Source organism: Niveispirillum sp. SYP-B3756 (assembly GCF_009495745.1).
Lineage (GTDB): Bacteria > Pseudomonadota > Alphaproteobacteria > Azospirillales > Azospirillaceae > Niveispirillum.
The window spans coordinates 342823-361738 of sequence record NZ_WIDQ01000003.1 but is presented as its reverse complement, the minus strand read 5'-3'; the positions used below and the strand labels follow the sequence as shown (position 1 = coordinate 361738).

The following is an 18916-nucleotide window of genomic DNA, read 5'->3' as shown; positions in this document are numbered from 1 at the left end:
GGCAATGCAGGGACGGGTTCTGATCGTCGCCGGGTCGGACAGTGGCGGCGGCGCGGGCATTCAGGCCGATATCAAGGCCGTCACCGCCCTGGATGGCTATGCCATGACCGCCATTACCGCGCTGACGGCGCAGGATACCCATGGCGTCCATGGCATCCACACGGTGCCGGTACCGTTCCTGGTGCAGCAGATGGAACTGGTGCTGGCCGATCTGGGGGCCGATGCGGTGAAAACCGGGATGCTGGCCACGGCGGAGGTGATCCATGCCGTGGCCGACACGCTGGCGGCGCGCGCACCGGGTGTGAAGCTGGTGGCGGACCCGGTGATGGTGGCCAAGGGGGGGCACCGGCTGCTGGATATGGACGCCACGGATGCCGTGCTGACCCGCCTGCTGCCGCTGGCCAGCGTGCTGACCCCCAATGTGCCGGAGGCCGAGGCCCTGACCGGGCTGGACATCCGCACGATTGAGGATATGCGCCGCGCCGGGCGTGACCTGCTGGCGCGCGGGGCCAGGGCCGTGCTGATGAAGGGCGGCCATATGGAAGGCCCGGTGCTGACCGACCTGTTGCTGACGGCGGACGGGGAGCACGCTTTCCAGGGAGAGCGGTTGAATACCCGCCACACCCATGGCACCGGCTGTACCCTGGCCTCTGCCATCGCCACCGGACTGGCCCAGGGGCTGGATGTGGTGGCGGCCGTGGCGCGGGCGCGTCGCTATGTCGATATCGCCATCCGCACTGCGCCGGGTTACGGCCAGGGGCATGGCCCCTTGAATCACAGCCATACCGTGAGGGCCTTCGCATGAGCCGGATTGACGCTAAATTGCTGGATGCCTATCAGGCGACATCCTATGTCGTGCTGGAGGGCAAGCGCAGCGCCAGCGCCCGCGTGATGGCCCTGAATGGGGAGATCGACGCCCTGCTGGAAAAGCGCGGATCGGCGGAAATTGTCTTCGTCACCGCCTGGAACCCGAAATCCAAGCCCGCCAGTGCTGAGGCGAATGAGAAGGCGACCGCCAAGCTGCGGGATATTCTGGAAGACGAAGACCTGGATTATCTGCCGGCGGAGTTCCGACCGGCATCCAAGGACTGGCCGGTGGAAAAGGGCTTTGCCATTTTCGATCTGGCCCCGTTCGATGCGCTGCAACTGGCGGAAATGCTGGGGCAATATGCCATTGTCTGGCAGGGCCAGGGCCAGCCGGCCCATCTGATGTTCACCACGCTGGCAGTTTAAACCAGTGCCGCACTGCTGGCCACCGGGTGTTCAATCAGGGTGGAGAGAATATCCAGCCCCTTTTCCAGGGTGCTTTCCTGCTCCACCCCCAGCAGGCAGATGCGCACCGCATTGGCAATCTCCCCCCGGCCGGCGGCGAAGGCATCGGCCGGGGTGATCTTCACGCCGCGTTCCAAGGCCACCCGCACCAGATCTTCTCGCCGGATATGGTCGGGCAAAGGCAGCCAGAGATGGGTGACATCCGGGTCGGAATAAGCCAGCCGGTCGCCATCCAGGATGGCGCGGGCCAGATGCTGGCGGTCAGCCACCTGCTGGCGGCGGCGGGCGGCGATGCGGCTGGCTTCGCCGCTATCGATCAATTCCGCCGTCACCACCATGCCCAGATGGGCCGGCGTCAGCACGGTCGCCCGCAGCACCGTCGCCAGCCGGTCCAGCAGCGGGCGGGGGGCGACGACATAGCCGGTGCGCAGACCGGGAAACAGGCTTTTGGAGACGCTGGAGACATGCAGCGTCACATCCGGCCCCAGGCTGGCCAGAGTGGGCACTGAGGGGGATTTCAGGAAGCCATAAACATCATCTTCCACCAGCATCAGGCCGATGCGCCGGGCGACATCCACCAGGGCCCGGCGGCGTTCCAGCGGCATGGTAATGGTGGTCGGGTTCTGCAGGGTCGGCATACAATAGAGCACATGCGCCCCATGGTTGCGCGCCGCCTGTTCCACCGCATCGGGCAGCAGCCCGTCCCCATCCATCGCCACCGGGATCAGCCGCAGCCCCAGATGCAGGGCCAGGGAGCGGATGCCGGGATAGGTCAACTGTTCGACCAGCAGCGCGTCACCCGGGTGGGTGACCGCGGCCAGGGCGGCGTGCATCGCCCCCTGGCCGCCGGTGGCCAGCAGGATTTGATTATGGGAGCTTTCCAGCCCGGCACTTTCCGCCAGCCAGCTGGCGATACTGGCGCGCAGCCTTGGATGGCCCATGGGCGTCTGATAGGACATCAGGTCCAGCAGGTCCGGCTGCTGTGCCACCGCCATGGTGGCCGTGGTCAAGGCCACCCCATCATTCCACAGCGCCGACGCATTGACCGACAGATCGATCAGGCCCCCCAGCGCCAGCAACCCGCCCTGCTCTGAAACCGGTTCCAGCAGGCGGCGCGGGTCGCGCACAAAGGTGCCGCGCCCGACCTCCCCCCCGATCAGGCCCAGCCGCTCCGCCTCCTGATAGGCGCGGGTGATGGTGCCCACCGTCACCTTCAACTCCCAGGCCAGATCGCGGTGGGTGGGCAGGCGGGTGCCCGGCGCCAGCCGACCGGCGGCGATATCGTCGGACAGGGCGGTGGCAATGGCGCGGTAAAGCGGACCGGACCGGCCTTCCAAGGCGGGGCGCCAGGCGATTGTCGCGGGCTGGTTCATGATTTTCTGTCCGGTCTGGATAATTGTAACCAATACAATCTGTCGATTGCCTGATGATTGTCCCGATATTATGCCGGTGATCAGATGGCTTCAAGGGGCATGGATCTGCGTTGCAGGAATGTCGCAGCGCAATGCCGGTGGATGATGGAAGGATTGTATGGTGACAATCAGGGGGCTCAGATGAATGATCCTGTCACCGACGGCCTTATTGAACATATCTTGGCGCTGGCCGCCTATTGTATCGCCACATCCATCACGCCCGGACCGAACAATATGATTCTGGCGGCCAGCGGGGCTACCTTCGGCTTCCGTCGGACCTTGCCCAACATGGCGGGCATTGTCGTCGGTTTCATCGGGCTGGTCTTCCTGGCGGGGATCGGTGGCGAAAGTTTGATGCGCGCCGTGCCGCTGCTGGCCGTGGTGCTGAAATGGGCTGGCATGGCCTATCTGCTGTATCTGGCCTGGAAGATTGGCACTGCAGGTCGGGCAGAGGCGGGAACGCGGTCGCGCCCGCTCAGCTTCTGGCAGGCGACGGCCTTCCAGTTCATCAATCCCAAGGGGCTGGCCATGGCGATTTCCTCTCACGCCACCTTCCGCATTCCGGAACTGGGGGAATGGGGCAGCATCCTGACGGTGACGGGCATGTTCCTGTTTGTCGGAATGCCCTGCACCCTGGTCTGGGCCTTGTTCGGGCAAGGGGTGGGGCGCTGGCTGCGCGATGACAGGCGGTTGCGCCTGTTCAACGGTGCCCTGGGACTGGCCACCGCCGCCAGCGCCCTGTTGCTGCTGGTGTCGTGATGGAGGTTCAGAAGATGCAACCCAACATCCTCTATGCCGTTGAAACCCGCCTGCGCACGGCTGAATTCATTGATGTGCTGCGTCGCTCCGGTTTGGCCGAGCGGCGACCGGTGGATGATCCTGCCCGCATCGATGCCATGCTGCGCCATGCCAACCTGATCGTCACCGCCCGTGCCGAGGGGCTGCTGGTGGGGGTGGCGCGTGCCGTCACCGATTTTTCCTTCTGCTGCTATCTCTCTGACCTGGCGGTGGACAAAGCTTGGCAAGGCAGGGGCATCGGTCGGCGCCTGATGCGGGAAACCCGCGATGCCGCCAGCCGCGACATTGCCGATGATGGCGGGCGGCCACTGCGCTGCCTGCTGCTCTCTGCCCCCGCCGCCATGGGCTATTACCCCAAAGCGGGGTTGGCCCGGCTGGAGAATGCCTTCGATTTCACCAATCTCTGATCCTGTGAGGTCTCAAGATGCGCTTGCCCCTTTATCAGGTGGATGCTTTCACCGATCAGCTTTTTGCCGGCAACCCCGCCGCCGTGGTGCCCCTGTCGCAATGGCTGCCGGAAACGGTGATGCAGAAGATCGCGGCGGAGAATAATCTGGCCGAGACCGCCTTCATCCTGCCCGACGGGGATGATTGGGCCATCCGCTGGTTCACCCCGGAGGCGGAAATCGACCTGTGCGGCCATGCCACGCTGGCCAGTGCCTTTGTCATCTCGCATTTTCTGAAACCGGGGGCAGGGCTGATCCGCTTTTCCACCCAGGTGGCGGGGGAACTCCGCGTCACGCGTCAGGGGGAGCGCTTCAGCCTGGATTTCCCCGCCCGGCCGGGTGTAGCGGCAGAGGTGCCGGCGGATGTGCTGGCAGCCTTGGGGGCGGCACCGCCACCGGCCGCCTTTGCCGCCCGCGATCTGATGCTGGTTTATGACCGGGCGGAACAGGTGGCGGCGGTAAAGCCGGACTTTGCCACCCTGGCCCGCACGGGTCGGAAAATCATCATCACCGCCCCCGGCGACGATGTTGATTTCGTTTCCCGCTTCTTTGCCCCCAGCGTTGGTATTGCGGAAGATCCGGTGACCGGCTCGGCCCATTGCACCTTGATCCCCTATTGGGCCGATCGGCTGGGCAAACCTGAGCTGACCGCCCGGCAGATTTCCGCCCGTGGCGGTCAGCTCTGGTGCCGGATGGAGGGGCAGCGGGTGCAGATTGCCGGCCACGCCGTGCTGTATCTGGAAGGCAATATCCATGTTTGAAGGTCGCTTCCCGCCTGCCGATTGGCACTGCCGGCGTGACGATGGCTATGTCATTGCCAGCGACCGCGAAAGGCTGGATTTCGACTTTATCCACCGCTCCCTGGCGGCCAGCTATTGGTCGCCAGGGATCAGCCGACAAGCGGTGGAGATGGCGGCTGCCCACAGCATTCCTTTCGGACTTTATGCGCCCGATGGCCGTCAGGTCGGCTATTGCCGGGTGATCACAGATCAGGTGTCGCTCGCCTATCTGGCCGATGTCTGGATCGAGCCTGGCTTGCGCGGGTTGGGTTTGGGCAAGTTCCTGGTCGGCACCGTCACCGGCATTCCAGCCTGGCGGACGGTGCGGCGCTGGCTGTTATTCACCGCCGATGCCCATGACTTGTACCGGCAATTCGGCTTTTCCGGTCTGGTGGAGCCTGACCGGGTGATGGCACGGCTGCCCAGCTGCCCCTGACAAGAAATTAGCCCAGCCCTGAGCGGCTGGCCGAAATGCGTATTACCCTGTTTACCTCGTCTGAGGAATTGAGCAAAATGCTTTCGGTTTTCCGCTGACACTTCGCGCCCTTCGCGTAAAGCGGTTATGCGGTCCGATGGACGGTCATTTCTGGGCATTGTCTGTGGATAAAGACAAATTAATCGGAACCGTCCGTACGGTCTTCGAGCTGCATAGCTTTCACGGCGACACTTGGCTTGTCGTGCGGGAATCACCTGACCTGCGTCAGCTGGAACCGTCGGCAGCCATGCTGGTGCAGCGGGCGGAGGTGGATGGCATCCGTCTGGTGCGGCGCACTGACTATATCGACCATGAATTCACCACCACCGTTACCATGGTGAAGCGGCTGCGCGCCGGCGTGCAGGAGGCTGATCCGCTGGCGCGGGCCAATCCGGGCCGCGATGCCTCCTGGTGCGACCAGCCTGATGATGTGCTGGGTGATGTGCAGCGACAGGTGATGCGCGTCTTCTTCAGCAAATATCTGGATGAAAAGCGGCTGACCCCGCTGGAAGTGCTGACCTATGAGGTCCATGCCAAGGCGCTGGACGGGGCGGGCACAGTGGTGCAGGGCGCGCTTCAGCGCCTGGCCTCCATCCAGGTGCGCGGCACCAAGCAGACGGCCGTGTCGCGTATGAAGGAATTGATGGCGCTGGCCGATAATGGTTTGGCCCGGCTGCTGCGCAATGCCAAGGCCGGGCCGGCCCTGGCCATTGGGCCTGGTGGCCTGCCGGCCCTGTTCGATGCTTATAAGGGGCCGGCGGATCAGCTGGTGCCGGCCCTGTACCGCGCCTTGGCCGCCTATTTGGCGGATACCAAGAGTTGGGTGGAAAAGCTGGACCGGCTGTTCCAACTGGCCAATCCGGCGCTGAACAGCCACGAAATGCGGCTGCTGGATAGTCTGGCGGCGGAAATTCTGGCTTCCCCCTTCGCCTTGAAGGAGTTGGCGGGACAGGAGACGACGCGCCTGGATCTGGTCTTGAAAGCCATTGATCTTTATGTCGGCAATCTGGCCCGCGAAGGTGGGGTGCAGTTGCCCGGCGTGCGCGCCCTGTCCACCCTGCTGGCGGATGGCGCGCTGCCCCGCACCCTGGCGGAACTGCGGCTGGGCCTGTTGCGTCACCTGCACGCAAGATTGCCCCTGCGCAGTGATCGCGGCATCCGGGATGAGATGCAGGCCACGGTGGAGGTGTTGACCCATCTGCGGCGCAAGGCCCCGGCGCTGGCGCGGGATGAGGAGGTGCTGGAGGCTTTGTCCCAGCGCGCGGATCGCCTGATCCAGCCCGAAGCCATGTCGGAACTGATCGGGCCGATCCGCAGCACCCTGACCCGCGCCGAAACCGTGCTGAGCCTGGCCGAAAGTGCACCGGGTGATGCGCCCAAGGCCAAGATTGCGACATATCTGCGCCCGCTGATCGCCCCGGAGGATATTATCCGGGAAGAGGGCAGCCGGCTGGAGGCGATCAAGACGCTGGCAACCCTGGCCCGCCGGGTTGCCATGTCCGGGATGCCGGTGGGCTTGCGGCGGGAGATGCTGGATATTCTCGACACGGCGATTTTTGAGAATATCCGCACCGAAATCCTCAGCAGCCAGACGATGAACTATACCGACCGCATCCTGGCTATCATCCGCCTGTGTGGCGGTCTGCCGGAGGGGCGGGCGCGTCAACTGGCGGGTGATCAACTGACCCAGGCGCTGAAACGACCGGAATTCATCTTGAATTATCTGGAACGTTTCCCCGGTGCGCAGGAACGGCGCGACGCCTATTTCAAGCTTTGCAGTGCCATGGTGGAGTCTGGGCTGGTGGATAAATCACTGGTGCCGCAGGGCTGAACGCCCCGCGACGCCTTCTATACCAATGTCCCTCACGGCGCCGGGCTGGCGGTCGCCAGCCTCCTATCCGCCACGGATAGGTACTATTTGTCGGAAATGAATTTCCAGCCGGTTTCAGCGGCGGCCCGCGCCACCTCCCCATAGGCGAGCGCCCGCCGATCCGCCGCATTGCCCGCCAGCGCACGGGCATAGACGCCCTGGCAAATGGCGGTGATGCGGAAGAAGGCGAAGGCCATGAAATAGGGCCAGTCGGGAATGCCGGAACGCCCGGTGCGCCGGCAATAGGCGGCAACATAGTCCGCCTCTGTCGGGATACCCCGCGCCGCCAGATCGACGCCGACCAAACCGGGGAACTGTTTGATGCCGGCCGGCAGGTGATAGGCCATGCAATTATAGGCCAGATCGGACAGGGGATGGCCCAGCGTGGACAGTTCCCAATCCAGCACCGCCAGCACGCGCGGTTCGCTGGGGTGTAGCATCAGGTTGCCCAGGCGGAAATCGCCATGGGCGATGCTGGTTTCATCCCCTGCCGGCACATGGGCGGGCAGCCATGCCATCAGCCGGTCCATGGCGGGGATGTCACTATCCCCCCGTGCTGCAACGAACTGCTTGGACCAGCGGTCGACCTGCCGGGCGATATAGTTTTCCGGCTTGCCGAAATCGCCCAGGCCCGCCGCCTGCCAATCGACATTATGCAAGGCGGCCAGGGTGGCGTTCATCGCATCATAGGTGGCGGCGGCCTCAGCCGGGGGCAGCCCGTCCAGCGCCACATCCGACAGGACGCGCCCGTCAATATGATCCATCAGGTAAAAGGGCGTGCCGATCACCCCTTCATCATCACAGATCAACCGGGCATTGGGCACCGGCACGCCGGAGCCGGCGAGCGCCCGCATGATGCGATATTCCCGCTCTATCATGTGGGCGCTGGGCAGCAGCTTGCCGGGCGGCTTCTTGCGCAGCACCAGCTTTGTGCCATCGGTGGCGGTCAGCAGGAAGGTTGGGTTGGATTGCCCGCCCTGGAACTGGCCCACCTGCCAGGGGCCGGGTATTTCCGGCAGATGCCGGTCCAGGAAGGCGGCCAGGGCCGCCTCATCAAACCGGTGCTGGGGTAGAACCTCAATCACGCTGGCGCTGGTCTGGTGGGCATCCGTCATGGTGGTCACTCCCCTTCAGATGACTGTTGGGTCCGCTATTGTCGCCCCACCGTCGGCCACGATCAACTGTCCTGTGACGAAGCCCCCCGCCGGGCCGGCCAGCATCAGCGCCACGCCGGCAATCTCCTGCGGTTTGCCGAAGCGGCCCAGCGGTGCACGCTTGCGCACCGCACGGGCAATATCGGGATTGTCGGTCAGAGCCTTAGCGAAATCCGTCTCCACGATGCCGGGGGCGATGGCGTTGACGCGGATGTTGGACGGGCCGAATTCCACCGCCAGATTGCGCACCAGGGCCGCCTCTGCCGCCTTGGACACGCCATAGGCACCGATTACCGGATTGCCGCGCAGCCCGGCAATGGAGGAGAGCACGATCACCGATCCGTCGCGCCGTTCGGCCATGGCGGGCAGCACCATATTGCACAGCCACCAGGTGCTGCGCAGATTGCTGCCCATGATCTTGTCCCATGCCTCATCGCTGAGGCTGCCCAAGGGGCCATAGGCCGGGTTGATGGCGGCATTGGCGACCAGGATGTCAATGCGGCCCCATTGGGCGATGGTGGTATCCACCAGATTTTGCAGTTCCTCCTTGCGGCCGATATTGCAGGGGACGGCGATGGCCTCCCCCCCGTCAGCGATGATGGCATCGCGCACGGCCACACAGGCATCCAGCTTGCGGGAAGAGATGACGACCTTGGCCCCGGCGCGGGCAAATTCCTCCGCAATCGAACGGCCAATGCCGCGCGACGAACCGGTGATTACCGCTACCTTGCCGGACAGGTCGAACAATGGATGGGTCATGCCTTATGTCCCCTGATGATCAGCCCCCATTTCCGGGGGCTGATACGGCGGCGACTGCCGCCGCGCCGCCCATGCGGCGTAAAGCCAAGCCTGCGGAGGCAGGCGCCGGCGATTGAGGGTCATGGGGGGTGCAGCCCACCATGACGGCGAGAAATCAACGCGCTGTGGTGCCGCCATCGACGGCGAATTCGCCGCCGGTCAGGAAACTGCTTTCATCGGACAACAGGAACAGGATCATGTTGGCCGCATCTTCCGGCTCCCCCATCCGTTCCAGGGCGGCGGTGCGCTCCAGGCGGCGGCGCAGACGTTCCGGGTCGGGCGAGAGGTCCAGCATCTGCTGCACCATCGCCGTCTTCAGGAAACTGGGATGCACGGAATTGCAGCGGATATTGTACTTGTTCTGGGCGCACCACAGCGCCACCGACTTGGACAGCAGCCGCACCGCCCCCTTGGCAGAGCAATAGGCCGGCAGGTCCGGCGCGCCGCGCAGCCCGGCGACGGAGGAAACATTGACGATAGCCCCGCCGCCGGTGTGCTTCATGGCGCGAACGGCGTGCTTGCAGCCCAGGAAGACGGACTCGGTATTCACCGCATGGACCAGCCGCCAGCTTTCCAGCGTTTCTTCCTCAATATTGCGCAGCGAGCCGCAGCCGGCATTATTGACCAGCCCGTCCAGCTTGCCGAACCGTTCCCCGATTTCGGATATTACTTCTACCCAGCGGGCCTCGCTGGTGACATCCTGGGGCAGGAACAGGGCACCTTCGCCCAGTTCGGCGGCGGCAGCCTCCCCACCGGCGACATTACGGTCGGTGATGACCACCCGCGCCCCTTCGCGCAGCAGCACCCGCGCCGTTGCCAGCCCGATTCCCGAGGCACCACCGGTTACCAGGATGATTCGATCCTGCATTCTGCCAGCCATCTTTTCCTCCCCTGCCGCCGGGTGCAACGCCCCGGCGTGTCAAACGCTTGTTTGAGTGTAGACATGAAAAGCGGGGGAGGGCAACAGGGAAGGGGGCGTTACGCCCGATGGTACGGGTGCCCGGCGATGATCTGTTGGGCGCGGTAGAGCTGCTCGGCCAGCATTCCGCGCACCATCATGTGCGGCCATGTCATGGGGCTGAAGGCCAGCACCAGGGCGGCGCGCTGGCGGATGCTGGCATCCAGCCCGTCGGCACCGCCAATGACGAAAGCCAGATCGCTGATGCCGGTGTCGCGCCACTGGCCGACGCGGGCGGCGAAATCCTCCGACCCCATCATCCGGCCGCGTTCATCCAGCGCCACCAGCGTGGCGGACGGGGGCAATGCTGCCAGCAGCAATTCGGCCTCCGCCTTCTTCAACTCCTCCCCCTCCAGCCGCTTTTTCGTCTCCACCTCCCGCAGGGTGAAGGGCCAGGAGAGGCGGGATTTGTATTCTTCAAACAGATCGCGCGCCGGGCCGGGCTTGGCCCGCCCGACGGCGGCAAGCCACAGGCGCATAGGGAGAGTCCTTTAAAGGCACAGGCAGCGGCGGAACAGCAGCAATGCAAGGGGGAGGGCGGACAAGCCAAGGGCGCCCAGGCTGTTGCCCGGCGCCCTGTCGCAAACCAGCCCAGATAAATACTGCCGGTTACTCTGCCGGCAGCATGTCGTAACCGGGGGCCAGGCTGTTCAGCGAAGCCGGCAGTTCCATGCCCCACATCTTTTCGATGCTGTAGAAGGCGCGCACTTCCGGGCGGAACAGATGCACGATCACATCGCCGGCATCCACCAGCACCCAGTCGCACTGCGGATAACCTTCCGCATTGCCGGCATGGACACCGATATCGCGCAGCTTGGAAATAAGCTGTTCGGCCATGGCACCGACCTGTCGGGCCGAGTTACCGGTGGCGACCACCAGATAATCCGCCATCGTGGTCTTGCCGCGCAGGTCGATGGTGATGACGTCTTCTGCCTTGTTCTCATCCAGAACCGTCAGAACCAGATCGCGGGTGCGTTCCGGCATGTCGGCGGCGGCCAGGGGGCCGGTCTGGGTGGGGGTATTGGTCTCTGCGCTCGCTGTCGTATTCACCGAATAATCCGTCCTTGATGATCCACGCCGCCAGCACCACCCTGGCACCGTATCGCCGTGGCCGAAGCGGGATGCAGGGGTGCTTCCAGAAACACCCAGGCCGGGGCCTTTGCACCCGCAAGGTGCTTGGCCGCCGACATCTGCCATCGCGCTTTGGCGAAACGCCGGGCGGCCTTTCCGCCCAACGCGCCGACAGAATAAGGCTGACGCGGAAATATCGCAACGGGGACCATCCCGAATATCCGCGTCCACCCCCGCCAGCGCGGCATCTGGGCCAGATTGTCCGCCCCCATCAGCCAGACGAAATCCGTGCCTGGAAAATGCCGTTTCAGCCCCGCCAGCGTATCCACCGTATAGCGTGTACCCATACGGGTTTCGATATCGCTGACCCGGATGCGCGGGTGGTTGGCCACCCGCGCGGCACCGGCCATCCGCTGGGTCAGCGGTGCCATTCCATCCAATGATTTCAATGGGTTCTGGGGGCTGACCAGCCACCAGACCTCATCCAGCCCCAGCATCCGCAGGGCCATCAGCGACATGTGCCGGTGCCCCCCATGGGCGGGGTTGAACGACCCCCCAAAAAGCCCCACGCGCAGGCCCCGCCACAGCCCCCCCGCCAGGGGACGGGGGGGCGTGGGAAGGGCTGTGCCATGCGTGGCGGTCAGGTCGGTCGCGTGGGGCGTGCGTGCATCAGGGGCGGGTGTGCCCATCGCCCCGCACCACATATTTATAGCTGGTCAACTGTTCGGCCCCCACCGGCCCGCGCGCGTGCAGCTTGCCGGTGGAAATCCCGATCTCCGCCCCGAAGCCGAATTCACCGCCATCGGCAAACTGGGTGGAGGCATTGTGCAGCACAATGCCGCTATCCACCCGCGCCAGGAACCGCTCCGCCGCGTCGGCATTTTCGGTGATGATGCTGTCCGTATGGTGGCTGCTATGGCGGCCGATATGGGCGATGGCCGCATCCACATCCGCCACCAGCTTCACCGACAGGATGGCATCCAGATATTCGGTATCCCAATCCTCATCCGTGGCGGGCACGACGCGGGCATCCAGCGCCTGCACCCCGGCATCGCCCCGCACCTCACACCCAGCCTTGATCAGATCATCCAGGATGGCGGGCAGCAGGTTTGCCGCCACGTCCTGGTGCACCAGCAGGGTTTCCGCCGCCCCGCAGATGCCCGTGCGCCGCATCTTGGCGTTCAGCACCACGCGGCGGGCCTTTTCCGGGTCGGCATCCTTGTCCAGATAGACATGGCAGATGCCATCCAGGTGATAGATCACCGGCACCCGGCTTTCGGCAGCCACGCGCCCGGTCAGCGACTTGCCGCCGCGCGGGATCACCACATCCACCCAGCGCGTCATGGTCAGCAATTCGCCCACGGCGGCGCGGTCGGTGGTGGGGGGCATCTGGATGGCATCGCGCGGCAACCCCGCCGCATCCAGCCCCTGATGCAGACAGGCCAGGATGGCGCGGGCGGAACGGATACTCTCCGACCCGCCGCGCAGGATGGCGGCATTGCCGGATTTCAGGCACAGCGCGCCGGCATCCGCCGTCACATTGGGCCGGCTTTCAAAGATGATGGCGATCACGCCCAGCGGCACCCGCACCTTGGTAAAGCGCAGGCCGTTGGGGCGGGTCCATTCCTCCAACACAGCACCCAGCGGATCGGGCCGATCGGCGATTTCCTCCAGCCCCTTGGCGATGGAGTCCAGCCGTGCGGGGTTCAGTAGCAGCCGGTCCAGCAGGGCAGGTGACAGGCCCTTGGCTTCACCTGCCGCCATATCCTGGGCATTGGCGGCCAGGATGCTGTCGGCATTGGCGCGGATGGCCTGTGCCGCCGCGCGCAACGCCTGATCGCGCACCGGGCCTGGCGCCACGGCGATCTCCCCGGCGGCGGCGCGGGCGCGGCGGCCGAGATCATCCATAAGGCGCGCAATATCCTGGCTGTCGGTGCTGGTCATGGTTCCACCCGGTGAATTGTTACGCGGATGCTAACCGTTCATTCGTCATATTTCACCCCTGCCGCCCGGATGCCCGCCATGCTAGGATGTAAAGATGATCAGTGGCATCCCCAGCAGCAGCCCCGATGTCGCCCGCACCGCCGCCAGCGGTTTTGCGGATGCCCAGGCCGTGGTGCAGGCCGCAACAGAGGCGGTGGCCGGCGGCGACGCTGATCCGGCGGTCATTCTGGACCTGAAAGGGGCAGAGGTGAAGGCCGGGGTCAGCGCCGCCATCCTGAAGGCCGACCAGAAGAATTTTCAACGGTTGCTGGACGTGCTGGCCTGATTTTTCCGCATGTGCGGCAGGGCCGGGCGGGGCCTAATCTCTGCGCCCCTTTGCCCTTTTATCAAGGCCCTGTACCAAATGATTGTCCGCCCAAAGCCCGGTGCGCTTGACGTGCTGCTGGCTGTCCGTGGCTCCATCATGCCGCAGATATCTGTCCGCATCCTTATCATCGCTTTGATCGCTGCCGGGGCGGTGCTGGTGGGGGAATGGCAGCCCCAATCGCTGGCCCAGGTCAGCGCCATTCCGTTCACCCTGCTGGGCTTGTCGCTCTCCATCTTCATGGGGTTTCGCAACAATGCCTGTTACGACCGCTGGTGGGAGGGGCGAAAGCTCTGGGGCCAGATGGTGATCGACGTGCGGTCCTTCATCCGCCAGACCGCCGATCTGCCGCCGGGCCGCACGGAACCGCTGTTGCGTGGTTTGTCCGGCTTCATCCACGCGCTGGCGGCACGGCTGCGCGATGGTGATGAACAGGCGGCGATCGCCTGCTGGTTCAACCATCCGGTGTCGGCCGACAGTATCAATCCCACCGATGCGGCCCTGCGACAGGTGGGGCGGGATTGCCTTGCCCTGATGCGCGACGGGCTGATCAGCGACATCCACCATTCGCTGCTGGAAGCGCGGTTGGCCAGCTTCGCTGCCGTGCAAGGCGGGTGTGAGCGGATCAAGACCACGCCCGTGCCCTTTGCCTATTCGCTGCTGCTGCACCGCACGGCCTATCTGTTTTGCGTGCTGCTGCCGTTTGCGCTGGCCGATAATCTCGGCTGGTGGACCCTGCCGGTGGTGATTGTCGTCTCCTACACCTTCTTTGGGTTGGATGCGCTCGGGGACCAGTTGGAAGACCCGTTCGGTGCCGACAAGAATGACCTGCCGCTGGATGCGCTGACCCGGATGCTGGAGCGCGAACTGTTGGAAGCTGTGGGGGCCAAGGAACTGCCGCCGCCCTTGGTGCCAAAGAATTTCGTGTTGCATTGAGTCGAAATGAAAAAGGCCGGCCCCGCCAGAGACCGGCCTTTTTTACCAATCTCCCTTGATCGTGACCGATCCAGGGAGATTTTGCGTTCCCTCATGCGCCGGGCGGCGGCATCCGCCGCCTTGGCTTACGGCACCACGCGGTGCCGGGCTGGCGGTCGCCAGCCTCCAATCTGCCAAGGGTCAAGCCCTCGGCAGATTGGTATTAGATCATAAACTTACGTCTCTTACTTCAAGCTGCCGCAGAAACGCTGAATGCGCGTGCAGGCTTCCTCCAGCACTTCCGTGCTGGTGGCATAGGAGATGCGGAAGAACGGCGACAGGCCGAAAGCGGCGCCATGCACCACGGCCACGCCTTCGGCTTCCAGCAGTTCAGAGGCGAAATCCTCGTCCGTCTCGATCACCTTGCCGGTGGGGGCCGTCTTGCCGATGGTACCGGCGCAGGACGGATAGACGTAGAAGGCGCCTTCCGGGTTGGGGCAGTGCAGGCCGCTGGCCTGGTTCAGCATGGAAACGACCAGATCGCGGCGTTTCTGGAACACGCCCGCGCGTTCCTTGATAAAGTCCTGCGGGCCGTTCAGCGCTTCCACGGCGGCGGCCTGGGAAATGCTGGTCGGGTTGCTGGTTGACTGGCTCTGGATCACGCCGATGGCCTTGATCAGCGCCTTCGGCCCGGCGGCATAACCAATGCGCCAGCCAGTCATCGAATAGGACTTGGAAACGCCATTGACCGTCAGCGTGCGGTCATAGAGTTCCGGCACCACCTGGGCGATGGTGGTGAACTTGAAATCATCATAGACCAGATGTTCATACATATCGTCGGTCATGATGTGGACATGGGCGTGGCGAAGCAACACCGCGCCCAGGGCCTTCAACTCATCCGCCGTATAGGCCGCCCCCGTCGGGTTGGACGGGCTGTTCAAGATCAGCCATTTGGTCTTCGGGGTGATGGCGGCTTCCAGGTCGGCCGGCTGCAGCTTGAAGCCGTTTTCAGCCGGGCAGGCGACGGAAACCGGCGTGCCCTCGGCCAACTGGACCATATCCGGGTAGGACACCCAATAGGGGGCGGGGATGATTACTTCGTCCCCGGCATTCAGGGTAGCCATCAGGGCATTGTACAGCACCTGCTTGCCGCCCACGCCGACCGTCACCTGATCGGTGCTGTAGGTCAGACCGTTCTCCCGCGCGAACTTGGCGCAGATCGCCTTTTTCAGTTCGGGCGTGCCATCCACATCGGTGTAACGGGTCTGGCCGCCTTCGATGGCGCGGATACCGGCGGCACGGATATTTTCCGGCGTATCGAAATCGGGTTCGCCAGCACCCAGGCCGATCACATCACGCCCGGCGGCTTTCAGCGCGCGGGCCTTGCTGGTCACCGCAATGGTCGGCGACGGCTTGATGCGGGACAGGCGGTCGGCAAGGAACGACATCTATATTCCCCTGGTTGGGACGGTTTATGACCGGGCACGGACCTTAAAGCCCCCTGTCATTGCGCATCAAGCATCCGATTTGGATGGGACGGGCGCGTTTTGGGCAAGGGTGGGGTGACACTTGCCCCTGGCGACAGTTGGGGCGGTGGGTGACAAAACCGCCCGCATCGGCTATCCCCAATCCTATGCTGAGCGAACTTGCCTCCTGGATCGGGATTTCCATTGTGGACCTGATCACCATCGCCGTTATCACGGTGGTGGTGATTGTGCTGGTGGTCACCTTTGCCCTGTCGGTGAAACCGCGCAAATTCAAGCCTGTCAGCACGCGTCAATATAATGCCGAACTGTTCAAGCGCCGGATGGAGCTGGAGGAACTCTCCTATCCTTTGCTGAACGAGGTGAAGATCGGCGGTGGCAAGGCGGGGCCGACAAAGATCGATCAGGTGATGCGGCTACCGGCCAGCATCCTGCTGATTGTGTCTTCCCCGCCGGATGTGGTGGGTACCCCCCGGTGCAGCCAGAATGCCGGGCAATGGAAATATGTGAAGCCTGACCATTCAGTGGGCACCTTTCTCAACCCCGTGGTCCAGCTTCACCCACTGATCAGCGCCATCCGTTCCCGCTTTCCGTTGGTGCGGGTGCGGGTGCTGTGCGTCTTTCCGCGCACGGCGGAATTTGGCAGCCGCCCGCCGCGCGGCTGCTGCACGCCGGATAATATGACCAGCATCATCCGGGAAATGGCGGCAGAAGATGGCGTGCCCAACCAGGCCATGGACGCCGCCTGGGAGAGCATTTCCGCAGCCCTTGGTCAGAAGAGCAGCAGCCAGAGCAATGGCGGCCCCCCGGCGATAGAGAAGAAGCGGGGCAAGCGGGCGCGAACCTGATAGCACCCGTGAACAAAAACAGATCAAGGCCTCTTCCACATTGGATGCCATCGGCATAAATTAGCCGGCATGAGCAAGCCAGCCGCCCCCGCCGCCGCCCCTCCCGACGCTTCCAACCCGCTACCCTGGCGCGTGGCGCTGGAGGAGCGACCATTCCTGGAGCCGTTGACGGTTGTTTCTGAATATACGCCAGCCGGCGATCAGCCGCGCGCGATTGAGGAACTGACCGACGGCTTGAAGAATGGGGAGCGGGATCAGGTTCTGCTGGGCGTCACCGGCTCCGGCAAAACCTTCACCATGGCCCATGTCATCCAGCGGGTGCAGCGGCCCACGCTGATTCTGGCACCGAACAAGACACTGGCGGCCCAGCTTTATGGGGAGATGAAGAGCTTCTTCCCCAATAATGCCGTGGAGTATTTCGTCAGCTATTACGATTATTATCAGCCGGAAGCCTATGTTCCGCGCACCGACACCTATATCGAGAAGGAAAGCTCGATCAACGAGCAGATCGACCGGATGCGCCATGCGGCGACGCGGGCGTTGCTGGAGCGACGGGATGCCATCATCGTTGCTTCCGTCTCCTGTATCTACGGTATCGGCTCGGTCGAGACCTATACGGAAATGACGGTACCCTTGAAGGTGGGGCAGCGGCTGGACCGGCAGCCTTTCCTGCAAAGGCTGGTGGAACTGCAATATCGCCGCACGGATGTGGGTTTCGGGCGCGGATCATTCCGGGTGCGGGGCGATACGGTGGAACTGTTCCCCGCCCACCTGGAAGACCGCGCCTGGCGGCTCTCCCTGTTCGGGGATGAGTTGGAGGCGATTCACGAGATTGACCCGCTGACGGGCGAGAAACTCATCTCCATGAAAGAGGTGCGGATCTTCGCCAATAGCCATTATGTGACGCCCAAACCGACCCTGTTCCAGGCGGTGGAGCAGATCAAGCGTGATCTGAAAATCCGGCTTGAGGAGTTCATGGCCCAGGGCAAGCTGCTGGAAGCGCAGCGCCTGGAACAGCGCACCACCTTTGATATTGAAATGATGGTGGCCACCGGTGCCTGTGCCGGCATCGAAAATTACTCCCGCTATCTCTCCGGGCGTAATCCGGGGGAACCGCCGCCGACCCTGTTTGAATATCTGCCCCAGGAAGCGCTGCTGATTGTTGATGAAAGCCACGTGATGGTGCCGCAGGTCGGCGGCATGTATCGCGGCGACTTCATGCGCAAATCCACCCTGTCGGATTTCGGCTTCCGCCTGCCATCCTGCGCCGATAACCGCCCGCTGAAGTTTGAGGAATGGGACGCGATGCGGCCCCAAACCGTGTTCGTCTCTGCCACCCCCGGCAATTGGGAGATGGAGCGCACAGGCGGCGTGTTCGTGGAACAGGTGGTGCGCCCCACCGGCCTGGTTGACCCGCAGGTGATCATCCGCCCCACCGACACCCAGGTGGATGATGTGATGGCGGAGGTGCGGGAGGTGGTGGCACGCGGCCTGCGCGTGCTGGTCACCACCCTGACCAAGAAGATGGCGGAGGCGTTGACAGAGTACATGATGGAGGCGGGCATTAAGGTCCGTTACATCCATTCCGATGTCGAAACATTGGAACGCATTGAGATCATCCGCGACCTGCGCTTGGGCGTTTTCGACGTGTTGATCGGCATCAACCTGCTGCGCGAGGGTTTGGATATTCCCGAATGCGGGCTTGTCGCCATTCTGGATGCCGACAAGGAAGGCTATCTGCGGTCACGCACCAGCCTGATCCAGACCATCGGACGTGCTGCCCGTAATGTGGAAGGCCGCGCCATTCTTTATGCTGACCGGGAGACCGACAGCATGAAGGCAGCGCTGGAGGAGACCGCGCGCCGCCGGGCCAAGCAATTGGAATATAATGCCCAGCATGGCATCACCCCGGAATCGGTGAAGAAGAATATCGCCGATATCATGGGCAGCGTGTATGAGCGCGGCGACCGGGTGGAGGTGGATACCGGGGCAGCCGAAGGCATCGGCTTGGCCGGTAAGGACATCAAGACCATTATCGCCGAACTGGAAAAGAAAATGCGTGCGGCGGCAGCGGATCTGGAGTTCGAGGAGGCTGGCCGCATCCGCGATGAAATCCGCCGGCTGGAGGCCATCGATCTGGGGCTGGCCCCCGGTGCCTCCCCCATCCGCGCCTCGGCCCAGGGGGAGCGCCCGCGCAGCCCGGGCAAACCGGATCGTAAGGGCGGGGGCCGTACCAAGGGGGCGGCGAAAACCAAGGATGGCGGGTTGGAGGTAGGCGGCATCGAGTTCGGCGGCAAGAACACGAAGCGGCGGCGCTGATCCTCCGTC

Annotated in this window: 19 protein-coding genes and 1 pseudogene; 11 read left to right on the top strand and 9 right to left on the bottom strand. The window is 63.9% G+C overall.

The annotated features are described in order from the left end of the window. Nucleotides 1–4: 4 nt before the first annotated feature. Nucleotides 5–805 (top strand): bifunctional hydroxymethylpyrimidine kinase/phosphomethylpyrimidine kinase, encoded by an 801-nt coding sequence (gene thiD, locus GE253_RS08690; protein WP_153203737.1) that lies wholly within the window; start codon nt 5–7, stop codon nt 803–805. Then, the gene (locus GE253_RS08685; protein ID WP_153203736.1) at nt 802–1233 is read left to right on the top strand and encodes a DUF3293 domain-containing protein; all 432 of its coding nucleotides are present in this window, start codon (nt 802–804) and stop codon (nt 1231–1233) included. Before thiD ends, GE253_RS08685 begins: the two co-directional genes overlap by 4 nt. On the opposite strand, the gene GE253_RS08680 is transcribed toward GE253_RS08685, so the two are convergent. Continuing rightward, complete coding sequence (locus GE253_RS08680; protein ID WP_153203735.1) at nt 1230–2645, bottom strand: PLP-dependent aminotransferase family protein; 1416 nt, start codon at nt 2643–2645, stop codon at nt 1230–1232. The two genes, GE253_RS08685 and GE253_RS08680, sit on opposite strands and share 4 nt — an antisense overlap. 180 nt (nt 2646–2825) lie before the next feature. Between GE253_RS08680 and GE253_RS08675 the strand changes: the two genes are divergently transcribed. From GE253_RS08675 to GE253_RS08655, 5 genes are all read left to right on the top strand, one after another. Further along, a complete protein-coding gene (locus tag GE253_RS08675) occupies nt 2826–3443 on the top strand; it encodes a LysE family transporter (protein WP_153203734.1) in 618 nt (205 codons plus the stop codon). 14 nt (nt 3444–3457) lie between these two features. Then, complete coding sequence (locus tag GE253_RS08670) at nt 3458–3889, top strand: GNAT family N-acetyltransferase (RefSeq protein WP_153203733.1); 432 nt, start codon at nt 3458–3460, stop codon at nt 3887–3889. Between the two features lie 17 nt (nt 3890–3906). Then, nucleotides 3907–4689, top strand: a complete 783-nt coding sequence (locus tag GE253_RS08665) for a PhzF family phenazine biosynthesis protein (RefSeq protein ID WP_153203732.1) — start codon at nt 3907–3909, stop codon at nt 4687–4689. After that, complete coding sequence (locus GE253_RS08660; RefSeq protein ID WP_153203731.1) at nt 4682–5143, top strand: GNAT family N-acetyltransferase; 462 nt, start codon at nt 4682–4684, stop codon at nt 5141–5143. The genes GE253_RS08665 and GE253_RS08660 overlap by 8 nt, the downstream gene beginning before the upstream one ends. 241 nt (nt 5144–5384) lie before the next feature. Further along, nucleotides 5385–7013, top strand: coding sequence for a hypothetical protein (locus GE253_RS08655; protein ID WP_348770798.1), 1629 nt, complete (start codon nt 5385–5387; stop codon nt 7011–7013). An 83-nt stretch (nt 7014–7096) separates the two neighbouring features. On the opposite strand, the gene GE253_RS08650 is transcribed toward GE253_RS08655, so the two are convergent. The 7 genes and pseudogenes from GE253_RS08650 to GE253_RS08620 all read right to left on the bottom strand — a co-directional run. Beyond that, nucleotides 7097–8167, bottom strand: coding sequence for a phosphotransferase (locus GE253_RS08650; protein WP_153203729.1), 1071 nt, complete (start codon nt 8165–8167; stop codon nt 7097–7099). A 15-nt stretch (nt 8168–8182) separates the two neighbouring features. Then, nucleotides 8183–8965 carry an SDR family oxidoreductase gene (locus tag GE253_RS08645; protein WP_153203728.1) on the bottom strand — a complete coding sequence of 261 codons (783 nt, stop codon included), beginning with the start codon at nt 8963–8965 and terminating at the stop codon, nt 8183–8185. A 154-nt stretch (nt 8966–9119) separates the two neighbouring features. Then, a complete protein-coding gene (locus tag GE253_RS08640; protein WP_153203727.1) occupies nt 9120–9884 on the bottom strand; it encodes a glucose 1-dehydrogenase in 765 nt (254 codons plus the stop codon). A 98-nt stretch (nt 9885–9982) separates the two neighbouring features. Then, a complete protein-coding gene (gene rlmH / locus GE253_RS08635) occupies nt 9983–10441 on the bottom strand; it encodes a 23S rRNA (pseudouridine(1915)-N(3))-methyltransferase RlmH (protein WP_089286757.1) in 459 nt (152 codons plus the stop codon). A gap of 130 nt (nt 10442–10571) precedes the next feature. After that, nucleotides 10572–10946 (bottom strand): ribosome silencing factor, encoded by a 375-nt coding sequence (gene rsfS, locus GE253_RS08630; RefSeq protein WP_153203944.1) that lies wholly within the window; start codon nt 10944–10946, stop codon nt 10572–10574. Nucleotides 10947–11008: 62 nt separating this feature from the next. Continuing rightward, on the bottom strand, nt 11009–11722 hold the full coding sequence (locus GE253_RS08625; protein WP_153203726.1) for a nicotinate-nucleotide adenylyltransferase: 714 nt from the start codon (nt 11720–11722) through the stop codon (nt 11009–11011). Continuing rightward, nucleotides 11703–12992 (bottom strand): annotated as a pseudogene (locus GE253_RS08620) (glutamate-5-semialdehyde dehydrogenase); the annotation flags it as partial. The gene GE253_RS08625 and the pseudogene GE253_RS08620, both read right to left, overlap by 20 nt. 79 nt (nt 12993–13071) lie before the next feature. Between GE253_RS08620 and GE253_RS08615 the strand changes: the two are divergent. Together GE253_RS08615 and GE253_RS08610 are read left to right on the top strand one after the other, a co-directional pair. Beyond that, nucleotides 13072–13302, top strand: a complete 231-nt coding sequence (locus tag GE253_RS08615; protein WP_153203722.1) for a hypothetical protein — start codon at nt 13072–13074, stop codon at nt 13300–13302. Nucleotides 13303–13380: 78 nt separating this feature from the next. Next, nucleotides 13381–14277 (top strand): bestrophin family protein, encoded by an 897-nt coding sequence (locus GE253_RS08610; protein ID WP_153203720.1) that lies wholly within the window; start codon nt 13381–13383, stop codon nt 14275–14277. A 224-nt stretch (nt 14278–14501) separates the two neighbouring features. Here the strand turns inward: GE253_RS08610 and GE253_RS08605 are convergent, their stop codons facing one another. Then, nucleotides 14502–15704 (bottom strand): pyridoxal phosphate-dependent aminotransferase, encoded by a 1203-nt coding sequence (locus tag GE253_RS08605; protein ID WP_153203719.1) that lies wholly within the window; start codon nt 15702–15704, stop codon nt 14502–14504. Between the two features lie 185 nt (nt 15705–15889). On the opposite strand from GE253_RS08605, the gene GE253_RS08600 reads away from it, so the two are divergent. Beyond that, entirely contained in the window at nt 15890–16588 is a 699-nt protein-coding gene (locus GE253_RS08600; RefSeq protein WP_153203717.1) for a hypothetical protein, read from the top strand. A gap of 69 nt (nt 16589–16657) precedes the next feature. Further along, the gene (gene uvrB / locus GE253_RS08595; RefSeq protein WP_153203715.1) at nt 16658–18907 is read left to right on the top strand and encodes an excinuclease ABC subunit UvrB; all 2250 of its coding nucleotides are present in this window, start codon (nt 16658–16660) and stop codon (nt 18905–18907) included. The last annotated feature ends 9 nt before the right edge of the window (nt 18908–18916 follow it).